This window comes from Streptomyces sp. NPDC006711, assembly GCF_042869775.1.
In the GTDB taxonomy this organism is placed as follows: Bacteria; Actinomycetota; Actinomycetes; order Streptomycetales; family Streptomycetaceae; genus Streptomyces.
In genome coordinates this window covers 79065-102086 of record NZ_JBIAGO010000015.1, presented here as the reverse complement: position 1 = coordinate 102086, position 23022 = coordinate 79065, and the positions used below count along the sequence as shown (strand labels likewise).

Below are 23022 nucleotides of genomic sequence, written 5' to 3'. Positions count from 1 at the left end.
TGATCGGGGCCTGCGTGCCTAGCACTCGATGATGTTCACCGCGAGGCCGCCGCGGGCCGTCTCCTTGTACTTGACGCTCATGTCGGCCCCCGTCTCCTTCATCGTCTTGATGACCTTGTCCAGGGACACCTTGTGGCTGCCGTCGCCGCGCATCGCCATCTTGGCGGCGGTGACGGCCTTCACGGCGGCCATGCCGTTGCGCTCGATGCACGGGATCTGGACCAGGCCGCCGACCGGGTCGCAGGTCAGACCCAGGTTGTGCTCCATGCCGATCTCGGCCGCGTTCTCGACCTGCTCCGGGGTGCCGCCCAGGACCTCGGCGAGGGCGCCGGCCGCCATCGAGCAGGCGGAGCCGACCTCGCCCTGGCAGCCGACCTCGGCGCCGGAGATCGAGGCGTTCTCCTTGAACAGCATGCCGATCGCGCCGGCCGCGAGCAGGAAGCGGACGACGCCGTCCTCCTTCTCCTGCGGGGTCCCGCCGGGCACGAAGTTCATGTAGTAGTGCAGGACCGCCGGGATGATGCCGGCCGCGCCGTTGGTGGGCGCGGTCACGACGCGCCCGCCCGCCGCGTTCTCCTCGTTGACGGCCATCGCGTACAGCGTCGCCCACTCCATCGCGTGCGCGTCGGGGTTGCCCTCGGCGCGCAGCTGGCGGGCGGTGGTGGCGGCGCGGCGGCGGACCTTGAGGCCGCCGGGCAGGATGCCCTCGCGGGACATGCCGCGCGAGACACACGCCTGCATGACCCGCCAGATGTCCAGGAGCCCGGAGCGGATCTCCTCCTCGGTGCGCCAGGCCTTCTCGTTCTCCAGCATCAGCGCGGAGATGGAAAGGCCGGTCTCCCGCGCGAGCCGCAGCAGCTCGTCGCCGGTGCGGAAGGGGTGCTTGAGGACCGTGTCGTCCGGCACGATCGGGTCGTCGCCCGCCACGGCATCCTCGTCCACGACGAAGCCGCCGCCGACCGAGTAGTACGTCTTCTCCAGGACGAGCTCGCCGTCGGCGTCGTAGGCGAAGACCGTCATGCCGTTGGCGTGGTAGGGCAGCGCCTTGCGGCGGTGCAGGACCAGGTCGTCGTCGTAGGAGAAGGCGATGTCGTGCATGCCGAGCACGTTCAGCCGGCCCGACTCCTTGATCTTCTCCACGCGGGCGTCGGCGGTCTCCACGTCGACCGTGCGCGGCGAGTCGCCCTCAAGGCCGAGCAGGACCGCCTTCGGCGTGCCGTGGCCGTGCCCGGTCGCGCCGAGCGAGCCGTACAGCTCGGCCCGTATGCGGGCGGTGTGGGCGATCAAACCCTCGTTCTTCAGGCGCGCCGCGAACATCCGGGCCGCCCGCATCGGGCCGACGGTGTGGGAGCTGGACGGGCCGATGCCGATCGAGAACAGGTCGAAGACCGAGATGGCCACGGAGAACTCCTTGGGGTGGGTAGACGCCGTTGTCTGCCGTGGTGGTGCAGAGCAAAGCTGGCACAGCATGGGGTGGGGCACCACGCTCACTACCCAGTGTGCGGGGTGCCCCGGGACTTTCGTACGGAAGGATCCGATAACGAAAGCGTACGAAATTACTTCAGGCCGGGGTACAGCGGGTGCTTGGCGGCCAGAGCGGACACCCGGGCCGACAGGGCGTCCTTGTCGAACTGCGGCTTCAGCGCCTCGGCGATGATGTCGGCGACCTCGCGGAAGTCCTCGTCACCGAAGCCGCGGGTGGCGAGCGCCGGGGTGCCGATGCGCAGACCCGAGGTGACCATCGGCGGCCGGGGGTCGTTCGGGATGGCGTTGCGGTTGACCGTGATGCCGACCTCGTGCAGACGGTCCTCGGCCTGCTGGCCGTCCAGCTCCGAGTTGCGCAGGTCCACCAGGACCAGGTGCACGTCGGTGCCGCCGGTCAGGACGTCCACGCCCACCGCCTTGACGTCGTCCTGGACCAGGCGCTCGGCCAGGATCCGGGCGCCGTCCAGGGTGCGCTGCTGGCGCTCCTTGAACTCGGGGGACGCCGCGACCTTGAAGGACACCGCCTTCGCCGCGATCACGTGCTCCAGGGGGCCGCCCTGCTGACCCGGGAAGACCGCCGAGTTGATCTTCTTGGCGAGTTCCTGCGTCGAGAGGATCACACCGCCGCGCGGACCGCCGAGGGTCTTGTGCGTGGTGGTGGTCACGACGTGGGCGTGCGGCACGGGGTTGGGGTGCAGACCCGCGGCGACCAGTCCCGCGAAGTGGGCCATGTCGACCATCAGGTACGCGCCGACCTCGTCCGCGATGCGGCGGAAGGCGGCGAAGTCCAGCTGGCGCGGGTAGGCGGACCAGCCGGCCACGATCAGCTTGGGCTTGGACTCCTTGGCCAGGCGCTCGACCTCGGCCATGTCGACCTCGCCGGTCTCGTCGACGTGGTAGGGGACCACGTTGTAGAGCTTGCCGGAGAAGTTGATCTTCATGCCGTGGGTCAGGTGACCGCCGTGGGCCAGGTTCAGACCCATGATCGTGTCGCCCGGCTTGAGCAGCGCGAACATGGCCGCCGCGTTGGCCTGGGCGCCCGAGTGCGGCTGCACGTTGGCGGCCTCGGCGCCGAACAGCGCCTTGACGCGGTCGATCGCGATCTGCTCGACCACGTCGACGTGCTCGCAGCCGCCGTAGTAGCGGCGGCCCGGGTAGCCCTCGGCGTACTTGTTGGTGAGGACCGAGCCCTGGGCCTCCATGACCGCGATGGGAGCGAAGTTCTCCGAGGCGATCATTTCGAGGGTGGACTGCTGACGGTGGAGCTCGGCGTCGACGGCGGCGGCGACGTCCGGGTCCAGCTCGTGGAGGGGCTGGTTCAGAAGCGACATCAGACGATCCCTGTTTCCCTGTATCCCTGTGGTGCGGGTCAGCTGGCGAAGTCGGTGTACTCGGCGGCGGTGAGCAGGTCGCCCGGCTCGTCCGTGACCTTCACCTTGAACAGCCAACCGCCCTCGAAGGGGGCCGAGTTGACCAGCGAAGGGTCGTCCACGACGTCCTGGTTGGCCTCGACGACCTCGCCCGTGACCGGGGAGTACAGGTCGCTGACCGACTTGGTGGACTCCAGCTCGCCGCAGGTCTCGCCCGCGGTCACCGTGTCACCCACCTCGGGAAGCTGTACGAACACGACGTCACCGAGCGCGTTGGCCGCGTGCTCCGTGATGCCGACCGTCGAGACGCCGTCCTCGGCGTCCGACAGCCACTCGTGCTCCTTGCTGTAGCGCAGCTGCTGGGGGTTGCTCATGACCTGAATTCTCCTGTACGCGGGGGAGTGCTGCTGACGGGGTCTCGTGACGTGTCGCGGAAGGCGGGAGGCGAGAGGGGGAGCGGAAGAAGGACGCGCGTCACTTCTGGCGCTTGTAGAAGGGGAGGGCTACGACCTCGTAGGGCTCGTGCGTCCCGCGGATGTCGATGCCGACCCCGGCCGTGCCCGGCTCGGCGTACGCCGCGTCCACGTAGGCCATGGCGATCGGCTTGCCCAGCGTCGGCGACGGCGCGCCCGAGGTGACCTCGCCCACGGTCTCGCCGCCGGCCCCGCCCGCGGCGACCACGGCGAACCCGGCGCGCGGCACCCGGCGGCCCTCGGCGATCAGGCCGACCAGCTTGCGCGGCGGGTTCGCGCCGGCCTTCTCGGCGGCGGCCTCCAGAGCGGCGCGGCCCACGAAGTCGCCGTCCTTCTCGAACTTCACGACCCGGCCGAGACCGGCGTCGAAGGGGGTGAGCGCGGTCGTCAGCTCGTGCCCGTACAGCGGCATGCCCGCTTCCAGGCGCAGCGTGTCGCGGCAGGACAGGCCGCACGGCACAAGGCCCGCGTCCGCTCCGGCCTCGGTCAGCGCGCGCCACAGCCGCTCGGCGTGCTCGGGCGCCACGAACAGCTCGAAGCCGTCCTCGCCGGTGTAGCCGGTGCGGGCGATGAGCGCGGGGACACCCGCGACGGTGCCGGGCAGGCCCGCGTAGTACTTCAGGCCGTCCAGGTCGGCGTCCGTCACGGACTTCAGGATGCCGGGGGACTCGGGGCCCTGGACCGCGATCAGCGCGTAGGCGTCGCGGTCGTCGCGGACCTCGGCGTCGAAGCCGGCCGCGCGCTCGGTGATCGCGTCCAGCACGATCTGAGCGTTGCCCGCGTTGGCGACCACCATGTACTCGGTCTCGCCCAAGCGGTAGACGATCAGGTCGTCGACGATGCCGCCGTCCTCCTGGCAGATCATCGTGTAGCGGGCGCGGCCCACGCCGATGGTGGCGATGTTGCCGACGAGCGCGTAGTTCAGCGCCTTCATGGCCTCGGGGCCCGTGACGGTGATCTCGCCCATGTGGGAGAGGTCGAAGAGTCCGGCGCGGGTCCGTACGGCGTTGTGCTCGTCGCGCTCGCTCCCGTACCGCAGCGGCATGTCCCAGCCCGCGAAGTCGGTCATCGTGGCGCCCAGCGATCGATGCAGGGCATCGAGGGAGGTGAGGCGGGGGGCGTTGCTCATGGATGGTGCTCCAAGGTCCCGGGGCATGACGGTCGAGGACATCCTCCCCATCTGTCATCGGAACCTGAGAGGTTCACCGGCGCGCGCTGCGCGGCTCGGCTTGCACCTTGGGTGGGACCGCCCGGCAGGGGACGGCCCGCTTTTCAGATCTGCCTCACCCGCGCGGTACGGGGCCTGAGAGATTCAAGGGAGGAACTTGCTCCTTCGGCGCCCCAGCTCACAGCTGCTGAGGACTCTCCCGCGCGGATTCGAACGGCCGGTATGCAGTTGGCGCGCACATCATTGCACGCATCCCGAGGACGGCACATCGCCGGTGACCCATTACCGGCTCTTTACACTCCCTGGGCAAGGAAAGCGGGAGCGAACAGGGGGGAGTGCCATGACGGCGGAGCACAGGACCGGGCGGGTGCGGGAGGTGTCCGCGCCGGACGGCCCGGAGGCGAGGCCGACGGTACCGGCGGCGCGCCGGGAGCGCTCGGGGCGGCCGGGGCCGGGGGTGCCGGAGGTGAATGAGGTGCCGGGGGTGCTGGAGGTGCCCGGTGTGCCCAGGGTGCCGGAGGTGCTGGAGGTGCCCGGTGTGCCCAGGGTGCCGGGGGTGCTGGAGGTGCCCGGTGTGCCCAGGGTGCCGGGGGTGCTGGAGGTGCTGGAGGTGCCCGGTGTGCCCGGGGTGCCTGAGGTGCCGGAAGTACCCGAGGCGTTCGGGACGGTATGGGATCTGCGGGGGCGGCCCGGGCTCACCCCGCCGGAGCTCCTGTTCGACGCGGGTGACGTCGTCGTGGTGTCCGGCCTGCCCGGCAGCGGCAAGACGACCCTGATGCGCCGCGCCGTCACCGACCGCAGGATCGACTCCCAGGACACCCGGCTCGCCTGGCAGCGCGCACTGCCCGGCATCCCCTACCTCCTGTACCGCCCGCTCACCCGCACCGCGCACTTCGCGCGGACCTGGTGGGCGCTGCGCTCGGGCGACAGCCTCGTCGTGCACGACTGCGGCACCCAGGCGTGGGTGCGGCACTGGCTGGGGCGGGGCGCGCGGCGCAGGGGACGCGCGCTGCGTCTGGTCGTGCTCGACGTGCCGGCCGGCACCGCTCTTGAGGGTCAGGCCGCGCGGGGCCGCTGGGTGTCGGCGTACGCCTTCGCCCGGCACCGCGGCGCCGCCCGCCGCCTGATCGCCCAGGTCGAGGCCGGGCGGCTGCCGACCGGCTGCGCGAGCGCCGTCCTGCTCGACCGGGAGTCGGCCTCCGTGCTGCGACGGATCGGCTTCACCGAGTGAGGCGCGCGGGCGTGCGCCGGGCCCTGGCCCCGCCGGCTTTCTTCCGGCCAGGGGTGCGGCGTTAGGGTCGAGGTGCACGGCCGCGCAGGAGCCGGGCACGCGGCGGGGGTCGGGGACAGTCGGGGGAGAGGGACGGCACATGAACTTTCCGGAGCAGGTGTTCGCGCATCCGCACGGCGGCGGAGGCTGGCCGGGCAACGAGCTCGAAGAGGTGCTGGCCGCGGCCGTCGGGCAGCCCGACGCGGGTCCGCGCCTGATAGAGGTCCTGGGCCGCAACGCGGTGTGGGTGCCGCTGCCCAACGGCGGCAGCCAGGACAGCACCGACCTCGACCTGCCCACCCTGGAGCTGAACGGCGCCCCCTATGTCCCCGTCTACAGCTCCGAGCAGCAGTTCATGCAGTGCGTAGGCGCCCATATGTCGTTCGCGGTGGCGCCCGCCGTCGAGTTCGCGCGCGGGCTCCCGCCGCAGCTCGGCATCGTGGTCAACCCCGAGGGCACCGTCGGCATGCCGCTGCCCCCGCCGGCCGTGGCCGAGCTGTGCCGTACCGGGCGTACCGCACTCGACGGACCCGCGTCCGGCGCCCGGGTACGCCTCTTCGAGCCGGACTGGCAGGAGGACCCGGTGCGATTCCTCGGCGTCGCGGCCGAGGAGTTCGATGCGACCGGCGTGGTGCTCAGCGCCCGCCGCGCGCTCGCCTCCATCGAGGGCGACGCGCCCACCCTCTTCATCGGCGTGGAGTTCTCCACCTGGGACGGCGCGGGACGCGGGGCCCCGATGGAGGCACTGGGCCGGGCGCTCGGCCGCGCCCCGGTCGGCTGGCCGGTCCACCTGGTCCTGCTCGATGTGACACAGGATCCCGTCGCCACCTGGATGCGTGAGCGGGTACGCCCCTTCTATACGCGGGCCCAGTAACAACCGCCAGGGCCCCGCGTCCCCGACAAGGTCCGCCGGACAGGCCCTAACCTGGTTTCATGACCCGTGCAGCCCCGCAGCCGCTCGCGCGTGCCCGGGGCTGCGGGGCTGCGGGGTGGCGCAGGACGTCGGCACGGTGGATCGAAGAGGGGCGGAACCCAGGGTGAGCGCGTCAGGCACCGCCGCGGCCGGGCAGGTCGAGCACATGCTGCGCCAGGTGACGCCCGGGCGCTACGACGTGTACGAGGCGCTGCTGCACGCGCTCGCCGACCCCGCGTCCGGCCGCCTGTGGATGCTCCTGTGGAACGGCACCCCGGGCTCGCCGGACGCCCAGTACGGCACCATGGAGGTCGACGGCGTCGCGTACGCGCCCTGTGTGACCTCGCCCCAGGAGCTCTCCGCCAGCGGCTGGAACCGGGCGCACGAGGTGACCGGCGCCCTCGACGTCGCCCGCGCCCTCTACCCCGACCGGTACGGGATCTGGCTCAATCCGCACGCCCCCGGCGGCGGCGTCGGCATCCCCTGGACCGATCTGCGGCGGATCGCCACCGGCCTCGACCGGATGCCCGCGGGACCGCTCAGGCTCTGCGAACCGGCCGTCGAAGTACCGCAGTTCTACGCCCTGCTCGCGCAGAACGCGCACCACACCCCGGCCGTGCGCTCCCTGCGCCGCGCCTGGGTGCAGCCCGCGCTCGGCGCGCCCTACCTCGCCATCGGTCTCGATCTGTACGACTTCGGCGCCCCGTCCGTGGAGGCCGTGCGGGCGATGATGCGCCAGTCGGCCGCCGCCGTGCCGGACGGGCTCGCCGTCTCCGCGGTCGCCATGTCCGACGCGTACGACCCGGTCTGCATGTGGCTGAAAGCCCACGCGCGCCCGTTCTACGACCGTGAGGCAAGCGCCGCCCCGGCCCCGGGAACGTCCGGCTACGGCTACCCGCCGGCCGCCCCGCGCGCCTACTGAGTCCGCGCCGGCGGCCGCGCGGCTCCTCGGGCGCGCGCGCCGGGCTCCGCCGCGCGAGGCTCCCACCAGGGCGGACGCGGTCAACTTCCCCCGCGTGCCGGGGAATGTCCGTTCTGATGGGGCGAAGACCGCAATGGCCCCGCGTGTCGCCTGCGCCCCAACTTCCGCATGTCCGACCCCTGTTAACCCGCGTCCGCATAACGGAAACCCCCTTTCCGCATCACGTTTGCGCATACTTTCGCCGTCAGGTCTGGCGGGTGATCGCGACGCCATTGAAGACTCCCGGCATGCAGGGCCGTTCGGGCCCGTGTGCGAGCAGCCCGACCCGCTGCCCGGTGTCGCCCCCCGCTCGCACTGCTGATGGGAACGCGCCGCTACAGCGGCAAGTGCGGGCCGGTCACCGCCGGTTGAGAGGGGTCCTTGCCACGATGACGGCACCATTGCACGACACACCCGCCGACGCGGACCCGACCGCCGACCTCGGCGCCAGGCCGAGCGACGAGACCAGAGCGGTCGAGGGGCGTTCGCTGGGCCGTATCGCCTGGAACCGGCTGAAGAAGGACAAGCTCGCCCTCACCGGTGGCATCGTTGTCGTGTTCCTGGTCCTCGTCGCGATCTTCGCGCCGTGGATCGTCGACGCGTTCGGCCATCCGCCGGAGGAGTTCCACGAGGACCAGATCGACCCGCTGCTCTCCACGCCGACCGGCAGCTGGGGCGGCATCAACTCCCACTTCCTGCTGGGAGTTGAGCCGGTCAACGGCCGCGACGTGTTCAGCCGGATCGTCTACGGCGCGCGCGTCTCGCTGCTCGTGGGCTTCCTCGCGGCGGTCTTCGCCGTCGTGGTCGGCACCGTGCTCGGCGTGATCGCCGGTTACTTCGGCGGCTGGCTCGACGCGATCATCAGCCGGGTGATGGACATGCTGCTCTCCTTCCCGCAGCTGCTCTTCATCATCGCCCTGATCTCCGTGGTCCCCAGCCAGCTCTTCGGCCTCAGCGGCACCGGAGTGCGGCTGCTCGTGATGATCCTCGTCATCGGCTTCTTCGGATGGCCGTACGTGGGGCGCATCGTGCGCGGCCAGACGCTGTCGCTGAGGGAGCGCGAGTACGTCGAGGCGGCGCGCAGTCTGGGCGCCGGCCGCGGCTACATCCTGTTCAAGGAGCTGCTGCCCAACCTGATCGCGCCGGTCACCGTCTACATGACGCTGATGATCCCGACGAACATCCTCACCGAGGCGGCGCTCAGCTTCCTGGGAGCGGGCGTCAAGCCGCCCACGTCCTCCTGGGGACAGATGCTGTCGACGGCGATCGCGACCTACCAGTCCGATCCGATGTTCATGATCATCCCGGGTGTGGCGATCTTCATCACCGTGATGGCGTTCAACCTCTTCGGCGACGGCGTCCGCGACGCCCTCGACCCGAAGGGCACCCGCTGATGCGGGAATTCACAGACTCCGGCCCGGCGCACCGCACGGGCCGCGACAGGCAAGACGCCCACTACGGAGGAAGCGAGATCGTGACAACCCCAGGTTCATCAAGGCGAAAGACGGTCGCCGGCGCCGCGATCGTCGTTGCGGCTCTGCTGTCCACCGCGGCCTGCGGCGGAGGTGGCGGCAGCGACAGCAAGGGCAAGGCCCCCGGTTTCAACGCCGCCAACAGCAAGCTGGCGAACGCGTCGACGAAGAAGGGCGGCGAGCTCAAGTTCGTCGGTACCCAGGACGCCGACTCGTGGGACCCGCAGCGTGGCTACTACGGCTTCATGTGGGACTACGCGCGCTACTACACGCGCACGCTGATCACGTTCAAGGCCGCCCCGGGCAAGGAGAGCGAGACGCTGGTCCCGGACATCGCGACCGGTCTCGCCGAGGTCTCGCCGGACAAGAAGACGTACACGTACCACCTGAAGGACGGCGTCAAGTGGGAGGACGGCAAGGCCGTCACCTCCAAGGACGTCAAGTACGGCATCGAGCGCATCTGGGCTCAGGACGTCATCTCCGGCGGCCCCGTCTACCTGAAGGACGTCCTCGACCCCACCGGTGAGTACAAGGGTCCCTACAAGGACACCTCGCCCGACAAGCTGGGTCTGAAGGCCATCGAGACGCCCGACGACAAGACCATCGTCTTCAAGCTGCCGGCGCCCAACGTCGACTTCGAGCAGATGCTGGCCATGCCCTCGGGCACCCCGGTCCGCCAGGACAAGGACACGCAGTCGAAGTACGGCCTCAAGCCGTTCTCGCTCGGCCCGTACAAGTGGGAGTCCTACTCGCCCAACAAGTCCATGGTCCTGGTCCGCAACGACCAGTGGGACCCGAAGACGGACAACGTCCGCAAGGCCCTGCCGGACAAGATCAGCCTCACCCTGCTGAGCAGCGCCGACGAGATGGACAGCCGTCTGATCAACGGCGACTACGACGTCGACATCAACGGCACCGGCCTCGGCGCCGCCGGCCGCACCAAGGCGCTCCAGCAGTACAAGGGCAACGTCGACAACCCGGACACCGGCTACATCCGTTACGCGGTCTTCCCGCAGACGGTGGCCCCGTTCGACAACGAGCACTGCCGCAAGGCCGTCATCTACGCGGCCGACCACAAGTCGCTCCAGACCGCCCGCGGCGGCCCGCAGGCCGGTGGTGACATCGCCACCAACATGCTGCCGCCGATCATCAGCGGTTCAGACCCGAAGTACGACCCCTACGGCGCGACCGCCAACGACGGCGCCCCGAACATCGCGAAGGCCAAGGAAGAGCTCGCCGCCTGCGGCCACCCCGGTGGCTTCTCCACCACCATCGCGGTCCGCAACAACAAGCAGGTCGAGGTCGCCACGGCGCAGTCGCTCCAGGCCGCGCTCGCCAAGGTCAACATCAAGGCCGACATCGACCAGTACGACGGCGCGCAGACGACCGGCATCATCGGCAACCCCGACGTCGTCAAGAAGAAGAACTACGGAATCATCATCATGGGCTGGGGCCCGGACTTCGCGTCCGGCCAGGGCTTCCTGCTCCCGCTGGTCGACTCCAAGTTCATCCTGCCCAACGGCAACAACAACTACTCGATGCTGAACGACCCGGACATCGACAAGCTCTTCGACAACGCCATCGCGGCGAACACCCCCGAAGAGGCCGCCGGGATCTACAAGCAGATCAACCAGAAGGTCTCCGAGCACGCCGTCTACCTGCCGTTCGTCTTCGAGAAGAACGTCAAGTGGCGCAGCTCCCGCCTCACCAACGTCTACACGACGACCAACAACAACGGTTTCTACGACTACGCCTCGCTCGGCGTCGAGAAGTGACCGTCGTCCAATCGCTCCGCCGGCGCACCCGCCGCTAGGCACGAAGGGCAGGTGAAGGCCGTCGTGTGACGGGTCGGGGGTACCGCAATCCGGTGCCCCCGGCCCGCCGCCGGGCCGAGAGCAGTGCTCGCATATCTCATCAGGCGGTTCGCCGCCGCCATCGTGATGCTGCTGATCGTCATGCTCGTGACGTTCGGCATCTTCTTCCTGGTCCCCAAGTGGACGGGCGTCGACCCGGCCACCATGTACGTCGGCAAGCAGTCCGACGCCGCTGCTCTCGAAGCGGTCCGCTCCAAGCTGGGTCTCGGCGACCCGATCTTCGTCCAGCTCTTCGACTTCGTGAAGGGCATCGTGGCCGGCCGCGACTACACCGGCGGCGGTACGACGATCCACTGTGACGCCCCGTGCTTCGGCTACTCGTTCAAGAACGAGCAGGCGATCTGGCCCGTCCTCAAGGACCGTTTCCCCGTCACCCTGTCGCTGGTCATCGGCGCGGCCATCCTGTGGGTCATCTTCGGCGTCCTGACCGGCGTCGTCTCCGCCCTCAAGCGCGGCTCGCTGTGGGACCGGTTCTCCATGACGGTGGCTCTGGCGGGCGTGTCGCTGCCCATCTACTTCACCGGTCTGCTCTCGCTGGCGATCTTCACCTACCAACTGCACTGGCTCAACGGGGAGTACGTGCCCTTCAGCCAGTCACCAACGGGCTGGTTCAGCGGCCTCCTGCTGCCCTGGATCACGCTCGCCTTCCTCCAGGCGGCGATGTACGCCCGTCTCACCCGGGCGACCATGCTCGAAGTGATGGGCGAGGACTACGTCAGAACCGCCCGGGCCAAGGGCCTCAAGGAATCCACCGTCATCGGCAAGCACGCCATGCGCTCCACGATGGCGCCCATCCTCACGGTCCTCGGCATGGACATCGGCGCCCTCATCGGCGGCGCGATCCTCACCGAGACCACCTACAGCATTCCGGGTCTGGGCCGGGCCGTGCTCCAGGCCATCAACGACCGCGACCTTCCGGTGATCCTCGGTGTCACGCTGATCACCTCGGCGGCGGTGATCTTCGCGAACCTGGTCGTGGACCTCCTGTACGCCGTGATCGACCCCCGAGTGAGGCTCGCATGACCGACCTGAACAAGACCGGCGCCGCCGTCGGCGAACCGGTCGCGGGTGAGCGGCCCTCGGACGCCTTCCTCGACGTGCGCGACCTCAAGGTGCACTTCCCGACCGACGACGGCCTGGTCAAGTCCGTCGACGGGCTCACCTTCTCGCTGGAGAAGGGCAAGACCCTCGGCATCGTCGGCGAGTCCGGCTCCGGCAAGTCCGTCACCTCGATGGGCATCATGGGGCTGCACACGGCCGGCCAGTACGGCAAGCGCAGGGCCCAGATCTCCGGGGAGATCTGGCTCAACGGCAAGGAACTGCTGTCGGCCGACCCGGACGAGGTGCGCAAGCTGCGCGGCCGCGACATGGCGATGATCTTCCAGGACCCGCTGTCCGCGCTGCACCCGTACTTCACCATCGGCAAGCAGATCATCGAGGCCTACCGGGTCCACCACGACGTCGACAAGAAGACCGCCCGCACCCGGGCGATCGAGATGCTCGACCGGGTCGGCATCCCCCAGCCCGACAAGCGCGTCGACTCCTACCCGCACGAGTTCTCCGGCGGCATGCGCCAGCGCGCGATGATCGCGATGTCGCTGGTGAACAACCCCGACCTCCTGATCGCGGACGAGCCGACGACCGCCCTGGACGTCACCGTGCAGGCGCAGATCCTGGACCTGATCCGGGACTTGCAGAAGGAGTTCGGCTCCGCGGTCATCATCATCACCCACGACCTGGGCGTCGTCGCCGAGCTCGCCGACGACATCCTGGTGATGTACGGCGGCCGCTGCGTGGAGCGCGGACCGGCCGAGAAGGTCTTCTATGAGCCCCGCCACCCCTACACCTGGGGGCTGCTCGGTTCGATGCCGCGCATCGACCGGGAGGAGACCGAACGGCTCATCCCCGTGAAGGGCTCCCCGCCGTCCCTGATCAACATCCCGTCCGGCTGCGCCTTCAACCCGCGCTGCCCGTACGCCGATGTGCCCAAGGACAACATCACCCGGACCGTGCGCCCCGAACTGGCCGACGGCGGGAGCGGTCACTGGACCGCCTGCCACATGTCGTCCGGCGAGCGGGAGCGCATCTGGACCGAAGAGATTGCGCCCAAGCTGTGAGCGAGGACAAAGGCGTGACGGACAACGACGTGACGATTCCCGCCCAGAGCAAGGGCGCCGTCCCGGCCGGGACCAAGGCGTCCGGCGAGGTGGCTCCCGGCGAGGTCCTGCTCAAGGTCAGCGGCCTCCAGAAGCACTTCCCGATCCGCAGCGGCCTGCTGAAGCGGCAGACGGGTTCGGTCAAGGCCGTCGACGGCCTCGACTTCGACGTGCGCTCCGGCGAAACGCTCGGCGTGGTCGGTGAGTCCGGCTGCGGCAAGTCGACGATGGGCCGGCTGATCACCCGGCTGCTCGAACCGAGCGGCGGGACCGTGGAGTTCGAGGGCCGGGACATCACCCACCTCGGGGTGCGCGGCATGCGGCCGATGCGCCGCGACGTCCAGATGATCTTCCAGGACCCGTACTCCTCGCTGAACCCCCGGCACACGGTCGGCGGCATCATCTCGGCCCCCTTCAAGCTCCAGGGCGTCCAGCCCGAGGGCGGGGTCAAGAAGGAGGTCCAGCGGCTCCTGGAGGTCGTGGGGCTCAACCCCGAGCACTACAACCGCTATCCGCACGAATTCTCCGGCGGTCAGCGCCAGCGCATCGGCATCGCCCGCGCGCTCGCGCTCAAGCCGAAGCTGGTCGTCGCGGACGAGCCGGTCTCGGCCCTCGACGTCTCGATCCAGGCGCAGGTGGTCAACCTCCTCGACGACCTCCAGCAGGAGCTCGGTCTCACCTACGTGATCATCGCGCACGACCTGTCGGTCATCCGGCACGTGTCGGACCGGATCGCGGTCATGTACCTGGGCAAGATCGTCGAGCTGGCCGACCGCAAGTCGCTGTACTCGGCGCCGATGCACCCGTACACCAAGGCCTTGATGTCCGCGGTGCCGGTGCCGGATCCGCGGCGGCGCGGCATGAAGAGCGAGCGGATCCTGCTCAAGGGTGACGTTCCCTCGCCCATCTCGCCGCCGAGCGGATGCCGGTTCCACACCCGGTGCTGGAAGGCGACGGAGATCTGCACGACCAAGGAGCCGGTGCTGGTCGAGCTGAAGCCGGGCCAGCGCGTGGCTTGCCACCACCCGGAGAACGCGCCGGACCAGGCGCCGGGCGAGACGGTTCTCGCGGAGGCCCGGGAGTCGATCGAGGTCGTGACGATCGGCGGAACGGACGCGGCGACATCGCCGGAGGCGGCGACATCGCCGGAGGCGGCGGCATCGGTGGAGGCGCCCGAGTCGGTGGCATCGGCGGAGGCGGCGGAGACGGTCGAGCACTCCGAGCCGGCAGAGGCGTCCGAAGCGGAGGCGTCCGAGACGGAGGCACCGGAAGCGGCCGCGTCTGAGGCGGGGGCGTCCGAAGTCGGCGCGTCCGAAGCCGGCGCGTCCGAGACCGAGGCGCCTGGAGGGGGCGCATCTGGCGCGGCAGTGTCCGACTCCGCCGCGTCCGACGCGAGCGCGGCCGGCTCCGAAGCCGAGGCGACCGACGCCGGCGCGGCCGGAACCGACGCCGGCAAGCCGGGGGCCGGCAAGTCCGCGGCCGGCAAGGCGGGGGCCCGTAAGTCGGCGGCTCGCAAGACGGGGGGCCGCAAGCCGGGAGCAGGCAAGCCGGAGGCCGGGACGCAGGAGTCAACCGGCAAGTAGGGCATGACAGTTCAGTAAAGTCATGTTCATGACGAGACGGGAGAGTGCAGAGTCTGCGTGTCCGTACCAACGGCACACGCTCGAAGGGCAGACTCATGGCACTCTCCCGTTCGGCACGTCACGGCTCCCGGCTGCTCGCCCTCGCCACCGCGGTGGCCGCCGGATTCACCATCGCCGCAGCGCCCGCCGCCTCACCCGGCGCCCCGGGCATCGGTGATCCGTACTTCCCCTTGATGGGCAACGGTGGTTTCGACGCACTGCATTACGACCTCGGGGTGAGCTACAACCCCGATTCCGGGCGCCTGGACGGGCGTACCACGGTCACCGCCCGCGCCACCCAGAACCTCTCCCGCTTCGACCTGGACCTCCAGAAGCTGACGGTCGACTCGGTCCGGGTGAACGGCAGGCCGGCCGACTTCAGCAGAAACGGTGACGAGATCGTCATCACCCCGCGCCACCGGCTCTCCCGGGGTGAGCAGTTCGAGGTCACCGTCGTCTACGGCGGAGTGCCGCACGCGCTGAACGGACCCATCGTCTTCGGCTCCGACTACGGCTGGATGAAGACCAAGGACGGCGTCTTCGTGGCCTGCGAGCCCAACGCCGCCTCCACCTGGTTCCCCTCCAGCGACCACCCCTCCGACAAGGCCACGTACGACATCCGCATCGACGCGCCGAAGGGGCTGACGGGCGTGTCCAACGGGCGCCTGGTGGACTCCTACGACCGAGGGGGACGCTCGTACTACCACTGGCGCGAGAGCAAGCCGATGGCGACCTACCTGGCCACGGCGTCCATCGGCAAGTTCGACGTGAAGACCGGCCGCACGCCCGGCGGTACGCCCATCTACGTGGCCATCGACCCCGTACTCGCCAACCAGAACAAGGTCGACGTGTACGCGGTGACCGCCGAGGCCACCGACTACTGGTCCAAGCTCTTCGGCCCGTACCCCTTCGAGGAGACCGGGGCCGTCGTGGACGACATGCCGCAGGCCGGGTTCTCCCTGGAGACCCAGTCCAAGCCCAGCTATTCGGCGGTACGTTCCGAGTCGACCATCGTGCACGAGCTCGCCCACCAGTGGTTCGGCGACTCCGTCTCGGTGGCCCACTGGGACGACATCTGGCTCAACGAGGGGTTCGCGACCTACGCCCAGTGGCTGTGGGCCGAGCACCGCGGCACGAAAACCGCGCACGACTCCTTCCTCGCCGCCTACAACTCGATCCCGGCCGACGACGACTTCTGGAAGATCGAGGTGGCCGACCCGCAGCGCGACACGATGTTCGCCGACGCGGTCTACGAACGCGGCGCGATGATGCTCCAGGAACTGCGCGAACGCATCGGTGACCAGGCCTTCTTCAAGCTGCTCCCGGCCTGGACCAAGGCCCACCGCTACCACAACGCCGACACCGAGGACTTCATCAGCCTCGCCGAGGAGATATCGGGCGAGTCGCTCGACGGACTGTTCCAGAAGTGGATCTACGACACGGGCAAGCCCGCGCTCTGAGCCAGGCGGTGCCGAGGGGCGCCCCGCGATGAGTAAAAATGCGGGGTGCTCCACTCATTGTTCAGCCCCTCCGTCCAGCATGTGCTGGACCTCGTCGGAATCTTCGTCTTCGCGATTTCCGGCGCCCTGCTCGCCGTGCGCAAGAACTTCGACGTGTTCGGCATCGCGGTGCTCGCCGAGGTCACCGCGCTGGGCGGAGGGCTGTTCCGCGACCTCATGATCGGGGCGGTCCCGCCGGCCGCCTTCACCGACCTCGGGTACTTCGTGACCCCGCTGCTCGCCGCCGTGCTGGTCTTCTTCCTGCATCCCGAGGTCGAGCGCACCCAGCTCGCGGTCAACGTCTTCGACGCGGCGGGGCTCGGCCTGTTCTGCGTCACGGGCACGACCAAGGCGTACGACTACGGGCTCGGGCTCACCTCGTCGGCGGCGCTCGGCCTCGCCACGGCGGTGGGCGGCGGTGTGCTGCGTGACGTCCTCGCCAACGAGGTGCCCTCCCTGCTGCGCTGGGACCGCGATCTGTACGCGGTGCCCGCGATCGTCGGCTCCACGATGGTCGTGCTCTTCATCCGCTTCGACCTCCTGAGCGCGGGGACCAGCGGGCTCGCGGTGGTCACGGCCTTCCTGCTGCGCATCGCGGCCCTGAAGTACCACTGGCGGGCACCGCGCGCGTGGCACCGGCGCAGCTCGACGCTGGAGGAGGTGTGAGGGGGGATTGGGTGTGAGGGCGTGGGTGTGAGGCGGTGGGCGCGGATGTGAGGAGTGCGAGCGGCAGGAAAGCTACCGCTCAGTAATTTATCGGTGTACGGTGCTGCGCATGGCACAGGCAACGTCACCGGTACTCCCCGCCGCGATCGGGGACAGCGAGTTCGACCGCGACACCGCGATCACCCTGCGGGAAGCGGGAGTCTATGACGCCGAGCTCTCGGCGGGCTGGACCATCATCAACGCCGTCAACGGCGGTTATCTGCTGGCCCTCCTGGGCCGGGCGCTCGGCGACGCGCTGCCGCACCCGGACCCGTTCAGCGTCTCGGCGCACTACCTCACGCCGTCCGTGCCGGGTCCCGCGGTCATCCGCACCCAGGTCGTACGCACCGGGCGCACCCTCTCCACCGGTCAGGCCTCGCTGTTCCAGTACGACGAGGCGGGCGCGGAGATCGAGCGCATCCGGGTCCTCGGCTCGTACGGGGACCTCGACGCGCTCACCGACGAGGTGCGCACCACCGCGCAGCCGCCCGCGATGCCGCCGCTGTCGCACTGCATCGGCGCGACGGACGCGCCCGACGGCTCCCGTCCGCCCATCCCCGGCAGTTCGGCCATCACCGACCGGCTGATGCTCAAGCTCGATCCGACCACGCTCGGCTGGGCGGTGGGGGCGCCGTCCGGCAAGGGCGAGATGCGGGCGTGGTTCGGGCTCGCGGACGGGCGTGACGCGGACCCGGTCTCGCTGCTCCTCACCGTGGACGCGCTGCCCCCGACGTCCTTCGAGCTCGGGCTCAAGGGGTGGACGCCGACGGTCGAGCTGACCACGCACATCCGCTGCCGGCCGGCGCCGGGGCCGCTGCGGGTGTCGATCACCACGCGGAATCTGGCCGGGGGTTTTCTGGAGGAGGACGCGGAGGTCTGGGACTCGGCCGATCGGCTGGTCGCCCAGTCCCGCCAGTTGGCGCGGGCGCCGCGGGGCTGAGGCGGGGGGTTCGCCCACCCGCCCGCCCGTTGTGCGGGGTTGGTGAGCCCGGCCCCTGGGGCTGCGCCCCAGACCCCATGCGGGGCTGCGCCCCTGCGCCCCGAGGGGTTTGCCCACCGGCCCGCCCGTTGTGCGGGGTTGGTTGGGCCCGGCCCCTGGGGCTGTGCCCCAGACCCCATGCGGGGCTGCGCCCGTGCGCCCCGGGGGGTTTGCCCGCCCGCCCGTTGTGCGGGGTTGGTTGGGCCCGGCCCCTGGGGCTGTGCCCCAGACTCCACGTGGGGCTGCGCCCGTGCGCCCCGGGGGGTTTGCCCGCCCGCCCGTTGTGCGGGGTTGGTTGGGCCCGGCCCCTGGGGCTGCGCCCCAGACCCCATGCGGGGCTGCGCCCCTGCACCCCGGGGGTTTGGCCCATGAGGGCACATCGCACCCCGGCGTTCGTGCCGTGCCCCGCTATGAGCTGTGGCCGCGCGTTCACCCCCGGAGGGTTTCGGGAAGGGGTGGGGTGGGGCCTCACCGGGGTCCGGGGCGAAGCCCCGGCGGCGGGGCCGGGGTCACCGGGCGCTCCAAGGCCGGCCCAGCCGCACAGCGGAGCCCGGGCCCCCGCGGCGTGGGCAACCGCCGCCCGCCACCCCGTGGCCCCCGCTCAGTCCAGCCAGTGCCGCCGCCCCAGCGCGACCAAACGCAGCTGCGCGCGGGCGGTCGTGAGGACCGCGTCCGCTCCCTCGCCGTCCTCCAGGAGCGTCGACGCCGTCATCACCATGTGGTCGACGTACAGGCCACCCAGCATGCGCAGATCCGCCGGGGGCCACCCCTTCGACTGCGGGTCCGCACCCAGCGCCTCGGCCACCTCGTCCGCGAAGGACCGCAGTTGCACGCCGATCGCGTCGCGGACCGGCGCCACCCCGCCGTGCCGTTCGCGGGCGATGAAGCGGACGTGCGCGGGGTAGGCGCGGACGTGGGCGGCGATCAACGCGACCGCCCGGTCGATGCGTTCGTCGCTGGCCCCGGTGGTGACGATCGCCGCCCGGATCGTGCCATGGAGCGATCCGAGTGCCTGCTCGACCAGGGCGACGCCGAGGTCGGCGGTGTCTTTGAAGTGGCGGTAGAACGCGGCCGGTGCCACGCCCACGGCCCGGGTGACCTCCCGGAGCCCGAGGCTGCTCAGGCTCTGGTGCTCCAGGAGCTGGAGCGCCGAGTCCATGAGGGCCTGGCGCGTCTTCTGCTTCTGGGCCTGCCGGATTCCGAGAGTGTGGCTCATACCACTCAGTAAACAGCTGTTCGCCGAAGTTGGGAACACTAGACTCATCAGTCAGTGAACAGTCGTACTCCGAAAGGCGATTGGCCCCGCTGATCGGAGGTACACGGAACACGACCAGGGCATCCGGAGCCCCAACCGGCTCATCCGGAGCACCACCCAGGACACCGGCCCGGTGCCGAATACGGGACATCGGATACCTGATGCCGGATGCCAGACACCGGACTGTCGAAGAACCGCACACGGAAAGGGATCTCATGTTCTTCCTCGTCGCAGCCCTCCTCCTGCTGGGGGTCGTGCTGGGCTCAGCGGCGCACCTCCCGCTCCCGGTCACGCTCGCCGTCGCCGGCGTCATCGCCGTCTGGCTGCTCGTCTTCTCCGCCCGTGAACGCTTCTCGCACCGGAAGGGCTGACCATGGAACTCGCCGCGATCCGCCGCCGCAGCCGGGACCGTGACGCCGACGGAATGGCCGTCGCGGCCTTCGTTCTCGGCCTGCTCGGGCTGCTCGTCATGAACGTCGTCCTCGGCCCCATCGCCATCGTCCTGGCCTCGCTCTCCCTCCTGTACCGGACGCGCCGCCGCGGCCGGGCCCTGCTCGGACTCGCCCTCGGCGTCGCCGACCTCGTGGTTCTCGCCGTCCTCGTCATGGCCGACCACACCGTGTCCTGGGGCCTGAGCGGCTGATCCCGGGCCACGCCCCTGGCCGGAACCGCGGCACGGTCCACCCCGCGCGGCTCGTAGAATCGGGCCCACCATGGCTTACCTCGACCACGCCGCGACCACTCCGATGCTCCCGGAGGCGGTCCAGGCGATGACCGCCCAGCTGACCGCTACCGGCAACGCGTCCTCGCTGCACGCCGCCGGACGGCGGGCCCGCCGCACCGCCGAGGAGGCCCGGGAAGAACTCGCCGACGCGCTCGGCGCCCGCCCCAGCGAGGTCGTCTTCACGGCCGGCGGCACCGAGGCCGACAACCTCGCCGTCAAGGGCCTGTACTGGGCCCGCAGGGACGCCGACCCGCGCCGCGTGCGCGTCCTCGCCAGCCCCGTCGAGCACCACGCCGTGCTCGACGCGGTGCACTGGCTCGCCGAACACGAGGGCGCCGCCGTCGAATACCTGCCCGTCGACGCGTACGGCAGAGTGCACCCCCAGGCGCTGCGCGACGCCATCGAGCGCGACCCCGACGACGTCGCCCTCGCCACCGTCATGTGGGCCAACAACGAGATCGGCACCATCATGCCGGTGGCCGAACTGGCCGCCGTGGCCCGGGAGTTCGACGTCCCGCTGCACGCCGACGCGGTGCAGGCCTTCGGTCAGCTCGACGTCGACTTCGCCGCCTCAGGTCTCGCCGCCATGACCGTCTCCGGCCACAAGATCGGCGGCCCGTACGGCATCGGCGCCCTGCTGCTCGGCCGTGAGTACACCCCCGTGCCCGTGCTCCACGGTGGCGGGCAGGAGCGGCATGTGCGCTCCGGCACCCTCGACGTCCCGGCCATCGCCGCGTTCGCGGTCGCCGGGCGGCTCGCCGCCGAGCGGCGCGGCGCGTTCGCCCGGGACACCGGGGGGCTGCGGGACCGGCTCGTGGAGGCCGTGTACCGGACCGTGCCCGACGCGATCCTCGGCGGCGACCCGGACCCGGCGGGCCGGCTCCCCGCCAACGCCCACTTCACCTTCCCCGGCTGCGAAGGCGACTCCCTCCTGCTGCTGCTCGACGCGCAGGGCATCGAGTGCTCCACCGGCTCCGCCTGCACCGCGGGCGTCGCCCAGCCCAGTCATGTCCTGCTCGCCACCGGCACCGACCCCGACCTGGCCCGCGGCACCCTGCGTTTCTCCCTGGGCCACACCTCCACGGAGGCGGATGTCGAGGCCGTCGCGGGCGCCATCGGTCCCGCGGTGGAGCGCGCCCGCACCGCCGGACTCGTCTGACACCGCCACCCCGGCGCGCGGCTCAGGCCCCGGTGGCCGCGCCCACCATCGTCAGGTAGCGCGGCCAGTCCCAGTGCGGACCGGGGTCGGTGTGGTCGGTGCCCGGCACCTCCACGTGCCCGATGATGTGCTTGCGGTCGACGGCTATGCGGTAGCGGGCGCATATCGCCGCCGTCAGCCGCGCCGACGCCGCGTACATGGCGTCGGTGAAGGAGGACGCCTCCTCGATGAAGCCCTCGTGCTCTATGCCGACGCTGCGCTCGTTATAAGCGCGATTGCCCGCGTGGTACGCCACGTCCAGCTCACGGACCGTCTGCGCTATGTGCCCGTCCCCGGACACCACATAGTGCGCCGCGACCTTGTTGCTCGGGTCCTGGAACGTCTTGAGCGCGCTGTCGAAACTGCCCTGGACGACATGGATCACCACCCGGTCCACCGCGTAGTCCTCCGGCCGGTCCGCCATCCGCCAGTTCCCCGGGGCGGCCGCCACCCACCGCGCCCCCGCGTAGTCCAGCTCTCCGGCCTTGCGCGGTCTGTGCGGGCGCGCGTGCGGCGCGTTCAGATATCCGATGGTCCCGAGCGCCACCACCGCGCCCCCGATCAGCAGCCCCCTGCGGCTGGTCGCCATACGCCCCGCCCCCGTCGCTCCCGTACCTCCCCAGCAGGCCGCGCCGCACCCGGCGGGCCCCGGAATCCCGGATCGGACCCCCTCTGACAGGCACAACGGATACTCCCGCGCCCCCGGTTCCCGATCCCACGTACCCTTACGAGTGCTATGACTCAGACTTCGCCGCAGCCCCCGTCGATGACCTCCCCGCGCCCCCTGCGCGTCCTGGCCGCCATGTCCGGCGGTGTGGACTCCGCCGTCGCCGCCGCCCGGGCCGCCGAAGCCGGCCACGACGTCACCGGCGTGCACCTGGCGCTCTCCGCGAACCCCCAGTCCTTCCGCACCGGGGCCCGCGGCTGCTGCACCATCGAGGACTCCCGCGACGCCCGCCGCGCGGCGGACGTCATCGGCATCCCCTTCTACGTCTGGGACCTGGCCGAACGCTTCCGTGAGGACGTCGTGGAGGACTTCATCGCGGAGTACGAGGCGGGCCGCACGCCCAACCCGTGCCTGCGCTGCAACGAGAAGATCAAGTTCGCGGCGCTGCTCGACAAGGCCCTCGCGCTCGGCTTCGACGCGGTCTGCACCGGCCACTACGCGACCGTCGTCCTGAACGAGGACGGCACCCGCGAGCTGCACCGCGCGTCCGACATGGCCAAGGACCAGTCCTATGTGCTCGGCGTGCTCGACGAGCGCCAGCTCGCCCACGCGATGTTCCCGCTCGGCGACACCCTCACCACCAAGGACGAGATCCGCGCCGAGGCCGAGCGCCGGGGCCTGGCCGTCGCCAAGAAGCCCGACAGCCACGACATCTGCTTCATCGCCGACGGCGACACCCAGGGCTTCCTCGCGAACCGCCTCGGCAAGGCGGAGGGCGACATCGTGGACGAGTCCGGCGCCAAGATCGGCAGCCACGAGGGCGCCTTCGGCTTCACCATCGGCCAGCGCAAGGGCCTGCGCATCGGGCACCCGGCCGCCGACGGCAAGCCGCGCTACGTCCTGGACATCTCGCCGGTCAACAACACGGTCACCGTCGGCCCCGTCGAAGCGCTCGACGTCACCGCCCTGGGCGCGATCAAGCCCCGCTGGTGCGGCACCGCCCCGGCCGGAGCGGGCACGTACACGGCGCAGCTGCGCGCCCACGGCGGCGAGACCGAGGTGACGGCGGAACTGGTCGACGACGTCCTGAAGGTGACGTTCGCCGAACCGGTCCGAGGTGTGGCCCCCGGCCAGGCCATCGTCCTGTACGACGGCACACGCGTAGTGGGCTCCGCCACCATCGCCACGACCGAGCGGGCCGCAGCCCGCGTGTAGCGGGCCGCACCCGAAG

The 23022-nt window shown here is 70.6% G+C and carries 21 protein-coding genes and 1 riboswitch; of the genes, 15 read left to right on the top strand and 6 right to left on the bottom strand.

The window, feature by feature from the left end; all coding sequences use genetic code 11:
* Positions 1 to 18: 18 nt before the first annotated feature.
* The 4 genes from ACFYM2_RS26010 to gcvT form a co-directional block, all read right to left on the bottom strand.
* Complete coding sequence (locus tag ACFYM2_RS26010; protein WP_388461188.1) at positions 19 to 1401, bottom strand: L-serine ammonia-lyase; 1383 nt, start codon at positions 1399 to 1401, stop codon at positions 19 to 21.
* Between the two features lie 155 nt (positions 1402 to 1556).
* Positions 1557 to 2816, bottom strand: a complete 1260-nt coding sequence (gene glyA, locus ACFYM2_RS26005; protein WP_388839544.1) for a serine hydroxymethyltransferase — start codon at positions 2814 to 2816, stop codon at positions 1557 to 1559.
* Between the two features lie 38 nt (positions 2817 to 2854).
* The gene (gene gcvH, locus ACFYM2_RS26000; protein WP_358999369.1) at positions 2855 to 3229 is read right to left on the bottom strand and encodes a glycine cleavage system protein GcvH; all 375 of its coding nucleotides are present in this window, start codon (positions 3227 to 3229) and stop codon (positions 2855 to 2857) included.
* A gap of 100 nt (positions 3230 to 3329) precedes the next feature.
* Positions 3330 to 4457 carry a glycine cleavage system aminomethyltransferase GcvT gene (gene gcvT, locus ACFYM2_RS25995; RefSeq protein ID WP_350232792.1) on the bottom strand — a complete coding sequence of 376 codons (1128 nt, stop codon included), beginning with the start codon at positions 4455 to 4457 and terminating at the stop codon, positions 3330 to 3332.
* 153 nt (positions 4458 to 4610) lie between these two features.
* A riboswitch (glycine riboswitch) is annotated at positions 4611 to 4708 on the bottom strand.
* Positions 4709 to 5061: 353 nt separating this feature from the next.
* Here gcvT and ACFYM2_RS25990 point away from each other — a divergent pair.
* From ACFYM2_RS25990 to ACFYM2_RS25940, 11 genes are all read left to right on the top strand, one after another.
* Entirely contained in the window at positions 5062 to 5727 is a 666-nt protein-coding gene (locus ACFYM2_RS25990) for an AAA family ATPase (RefSeq protein ID WP_388839656.1), read from the top strand.
* A 139-nt stretch (positions 5728 to 5866) separates the two neighbouring features.
* The gene (locus ACFYM2_RS25985; RefSeq protein ID WP_388839541.1) at positions 5867 to 6640 is read left to right on the top strand and encodes an enhanced serine sensitivity protein SseB; all 774 of its coding nucleotides are present in this window, start codon (positions 5867 to 5869) and stop codon (positions 6638 to 6640) included.
* Positions 6641 to 6803: 163 nt separating this feature from the next.
* Positions 6804 to 7601 carry an enhanced serine sensitivity protein SseB C-terminal domain-containing protein gene (locus ACFYM2_RS25980; RefSeq protein WP_358999377.1) on the top strand — a complete coding sequence of 266 codons (798 nt, stop codon included), beginning with the start codon at positions 6804 to 6806 and terminating at the stop codon, positions 7599 to 7601.
* A gap of 428 nt (positions 7602 to 8029) precedes the next feature.
* Entirely contained in the window at positions 8030 to 9034 is a 1005-nt protein-coding gene (locus ACFYM2_RS25975) for an ABC transporter permease (RefSeq protein ID WP_358999380.1), read from the top strand.
* Between the two features lie 80 nt (positions 9035 to 9114).
* On the top strand, positions 9115 to 10887 hold the full coding sequence (locus tag ACFYM2_RS25970) for an ABC transporter substrate-binding protein (RefSeq protein ID WP_358999383.1): 1773 nt from the start codon (positions 9115 to 9117) through the stop codon (positions 10885 to 10887).
* 123 nt (positions 10888 to 11010) lie between these two features.
* Entirely contained in the window at positions 11011 to 12009 is a 999-nt protein-coding gene (locus ACFYM2_RS25965; protein ID WP_358999386.1) for an ABC transporter permease, read from the top strand.
* The gene (locus ACFYM2_RS25960; protein ID WP_358999389.1) at positions 12006 to 13103 is read left to right on the top strand and encodes an ABC transporter ATP-binding protein; all 1098 of its coding nucleotides are present in this window, start codon (positions 12006 to 12008) and stop codon (positions 13101 to 13103) included. The genes ACFYM2_RS25965 and ACFYM2_RS25960 overlap by 4 nt, the downstream gene beginning before the upstream one ends.
* 29 nt (positions 13104 to 13132) lie before the next feature.
* On the top strand, positions 13133 to 14725 hold the full coding sequence (locus ACFYM2_RS25955; RefSeq protein WP_388839653.1) for an ABC transporter ATP-binding protein: 1593 nt from the start codon (positions 13133 to 13135) through the stop codon (positions 14723 to 14725).
* Between the two features lie 95 nt (positions 14726 to 14820).
* Positions 14821 to 16224, top strand: coding sequence for a M1 family metallopeptidase (locus ACFYM2_RS25950; protein ID WP_388839536.1), 1404 nt, complete (start codon positions 14821 to 14823; stop codon positions 16222 to 16224).
* Positions 16225 to 16269: 45 nt separating this feature from the next.
* Positions 16270 to 16929: a trimeric intracellular cation channel family protein gene (locus tag ACFYM2_RS25945; RefSeq protein WP_358999395.1), complete on the top strand. Its 660-nt coding sequence runs from the start codon at positions 16270 to 16272 to the stop codon at positions 16927 to 16929.
* A gap of 109 nt (positions 16930 to 17038) precedes the next feature.
* Positions 17039 to 17908, top strand: coding sequence for a thioesterase family protein (locus ACFYM2_RS25940; protein ID WP_358999398.1), 870 nt, complete (start codon positions 17039 to 17041; stop codon positions 17906 to 17908).
* A gap of 640 nt (positions 17909 to 18548) precedes the next feature.
* On the opposite strand, the gene ACFYM2_RS25935 is transcribed toward ACFYM2_RS25940, so the two are convergent.
* Positions 18549 to 19163 (bottom strand): TetR family transcriptional regulator, encoded by a 615-nt coding sequence (locus ACFYM2_RS25935; protein WP_388461198.1) that lies wholly within the window; start codon positions 19161 to 19163, stop codon positions 18549 to 18551.
* A 254-nt stretch (positions 19164 to 19417) separates the two neighbouring features.
* On the opposite strand from ACFYM2_RS25935, the gene ACFYM2_RS25930 reads away from it, so the two are divergent.
* The 3 genes from ACFYM2_RS25930 (at position 19418) to ACFYM2_RS25920 (ending at position 21085) form a co-directional block, all read left to right on the top strand.
* Positions 19418 to 19573, top strand: a complete 156-nt coding sequence (locus tag ACFYM2_RS25930; RefSeq protein WP_350232803.1) for a hypothetical protein — start codon at positions 19418 to 19420, stop codon at positions 19571 to 19573.
* A 2-nt stretch (positions 19574 to 19575) separates the two neighbouring features.
* Positions 19576 to 19845 (top strand): DUF4190 domain-containing protein, encoded by a 270-nt coding sequence (locus ACFYM2_RS25925; protein ID WP_358999404.1) that lies wholly within the window; start codon positions 19576 to 19578, stop codon positions 19843 to 19845.
* 70 nt (positions 19846 to 19915) lie between these two features.
* On the top strand, positions 19916 to 21085 hold the full coding sequence (locus ACFYM2_RS25920; RefSeq protein ID WP_388839533.1) for a cysteine desulfurase family protein: 1170 nt from the start codon (positions 19916 to 19918) through the stop codon (positions 21083 to 21085).
* 22 nt (positions 21086 to 21107) lie between these two features.
* On the opposite strand, the gene ACFYM2_RS25915 is transcribed toward ACFYM2_RS25920, so the two are convergent.
* The gene (locus ACFYM2_RS25915) at positions 21108 to 21713 is read right to left on the bottom strand and encodes an N-acetylmuramoyl-L-alanine amidase (protein WP_358999410.1); all 606 of its coding nucleotides are present in this window, start codon (positions 21711 to 21713) and stop codon (positions 21108 to 21110) included.
* Between the two features lie 147 nt (positions 21714 to 21860).
* Between ACFYM2_RS25915 and mnmA the strand changes: the two genes are divergently transcribed.
* Positions 21861 to 23006, top strand: a complete 1146-nt coding sequence (mnmA, locus tag ACFYM2_RS25910) for a tRNA 2-thiouridine(34) synthase MnmA (protein ID WP_358999413.1) — start codon at positions 21861 to 21863, stop codon at positions 23004 to 23006.
* Positions 23007 to 23022: the final 16 nt, after the last annotated feature.

Coding starts and splice junctions, on each gene's coding strand:
- glyA (WP_388839544.1), bottom strand. CDS start 2,816: ATGTCGCTTCTGAACCAGCCCCTCCACGAGCTGGACCCGGACGTCGCC.
- gcvH (WP_358999369.1), bottom strand. CDS start 3,229: ATGAGCAACCCCCAGCAGCTGCGCTACAGCAAGGAGCACGAGTGGCTG.
- gcvT (WP_350232792.1), bottom strand. CDS start 4,457: ATGAGCAACGCCCCCCGCCTCACCTCCCTCGATGCCCTGCATCGATCG.
- ACFYM2_RS25985 (WP_388839541.1), top strand. CDS start 5,867: ATGAACTTTCCGGAGCAGGTGTTCGCGCATCCGCACGGCGGCGGAGGC.
- ACFYM2_RS25975 (WP_358999380.1), top strand. CDS start 8,030: ATGACGGCACCATTGCACGACACACCCGCCGACGCGGACCCGACCGCC.
- ACFYM2_RS25960 (WP_358999389.1), top strand. CDS start 12,006: ATGACCGACCTGAACAAGACCGGCGCCGCCGTCGGCGAACCGGTCGCG.
- ACFYM2_RS25950 (WP_388839536.1), top strand. CDS start 14,821: ATGGCACTCTCCCGTTCGGCACGTCACGGCTCCCGGCTGCTCGCCCTC.
- ACFYM2_RS25940 (WP_358999398.1), top strand. CDS start 17,039: ATGGCACAGGCAACGTCACCGGTACTCCCCGCCGCGATCGGGGACAGC.
- ACFYM2_RS25935 (WP_388461198.1), bottom strand. CDS start 19,163: ATGAGCCACACTCTCGGAATCCGGCAGGCCCAGAAGCAGAAGACGCGC.
- ACFYM2_RS25930 (WP_350232803.1), top strand. CDS start 19,418: ATGTTCTTCCTCGTCGCAGCCCTCCTCCTGCTGGGGGTCGTGCTGGGC.
- ACFYM2_RS25925 (WP_358999404.1), top strand. CDS start 19,576: ATGGAACTCGCCGCGATCCGCCGCCGCAGCCGGGACCGTGACGCCGAC.
- ACFYM2_RS25920 (WP_388839533.1), top strand. CDS start 19,916: ATGGCTTACCTCGACCACGCCGCGACCACTCCGATGCTCCCGGAGGCG.
- ACFYM2_RS25915 (WP_358999410.1), bottom strand. CDS start 21,713: ATGGCGACCAGCCGCAGGGGGCTGCTGATCGGGGGCGCGGTGGTGGCG.
- mnmA (WP_358999413.1), top strand. CDS start 21,861: ATGACTCAGACTTCGCCGCAGCCCCCGTCGATGACCTCCCCGCGCCCC.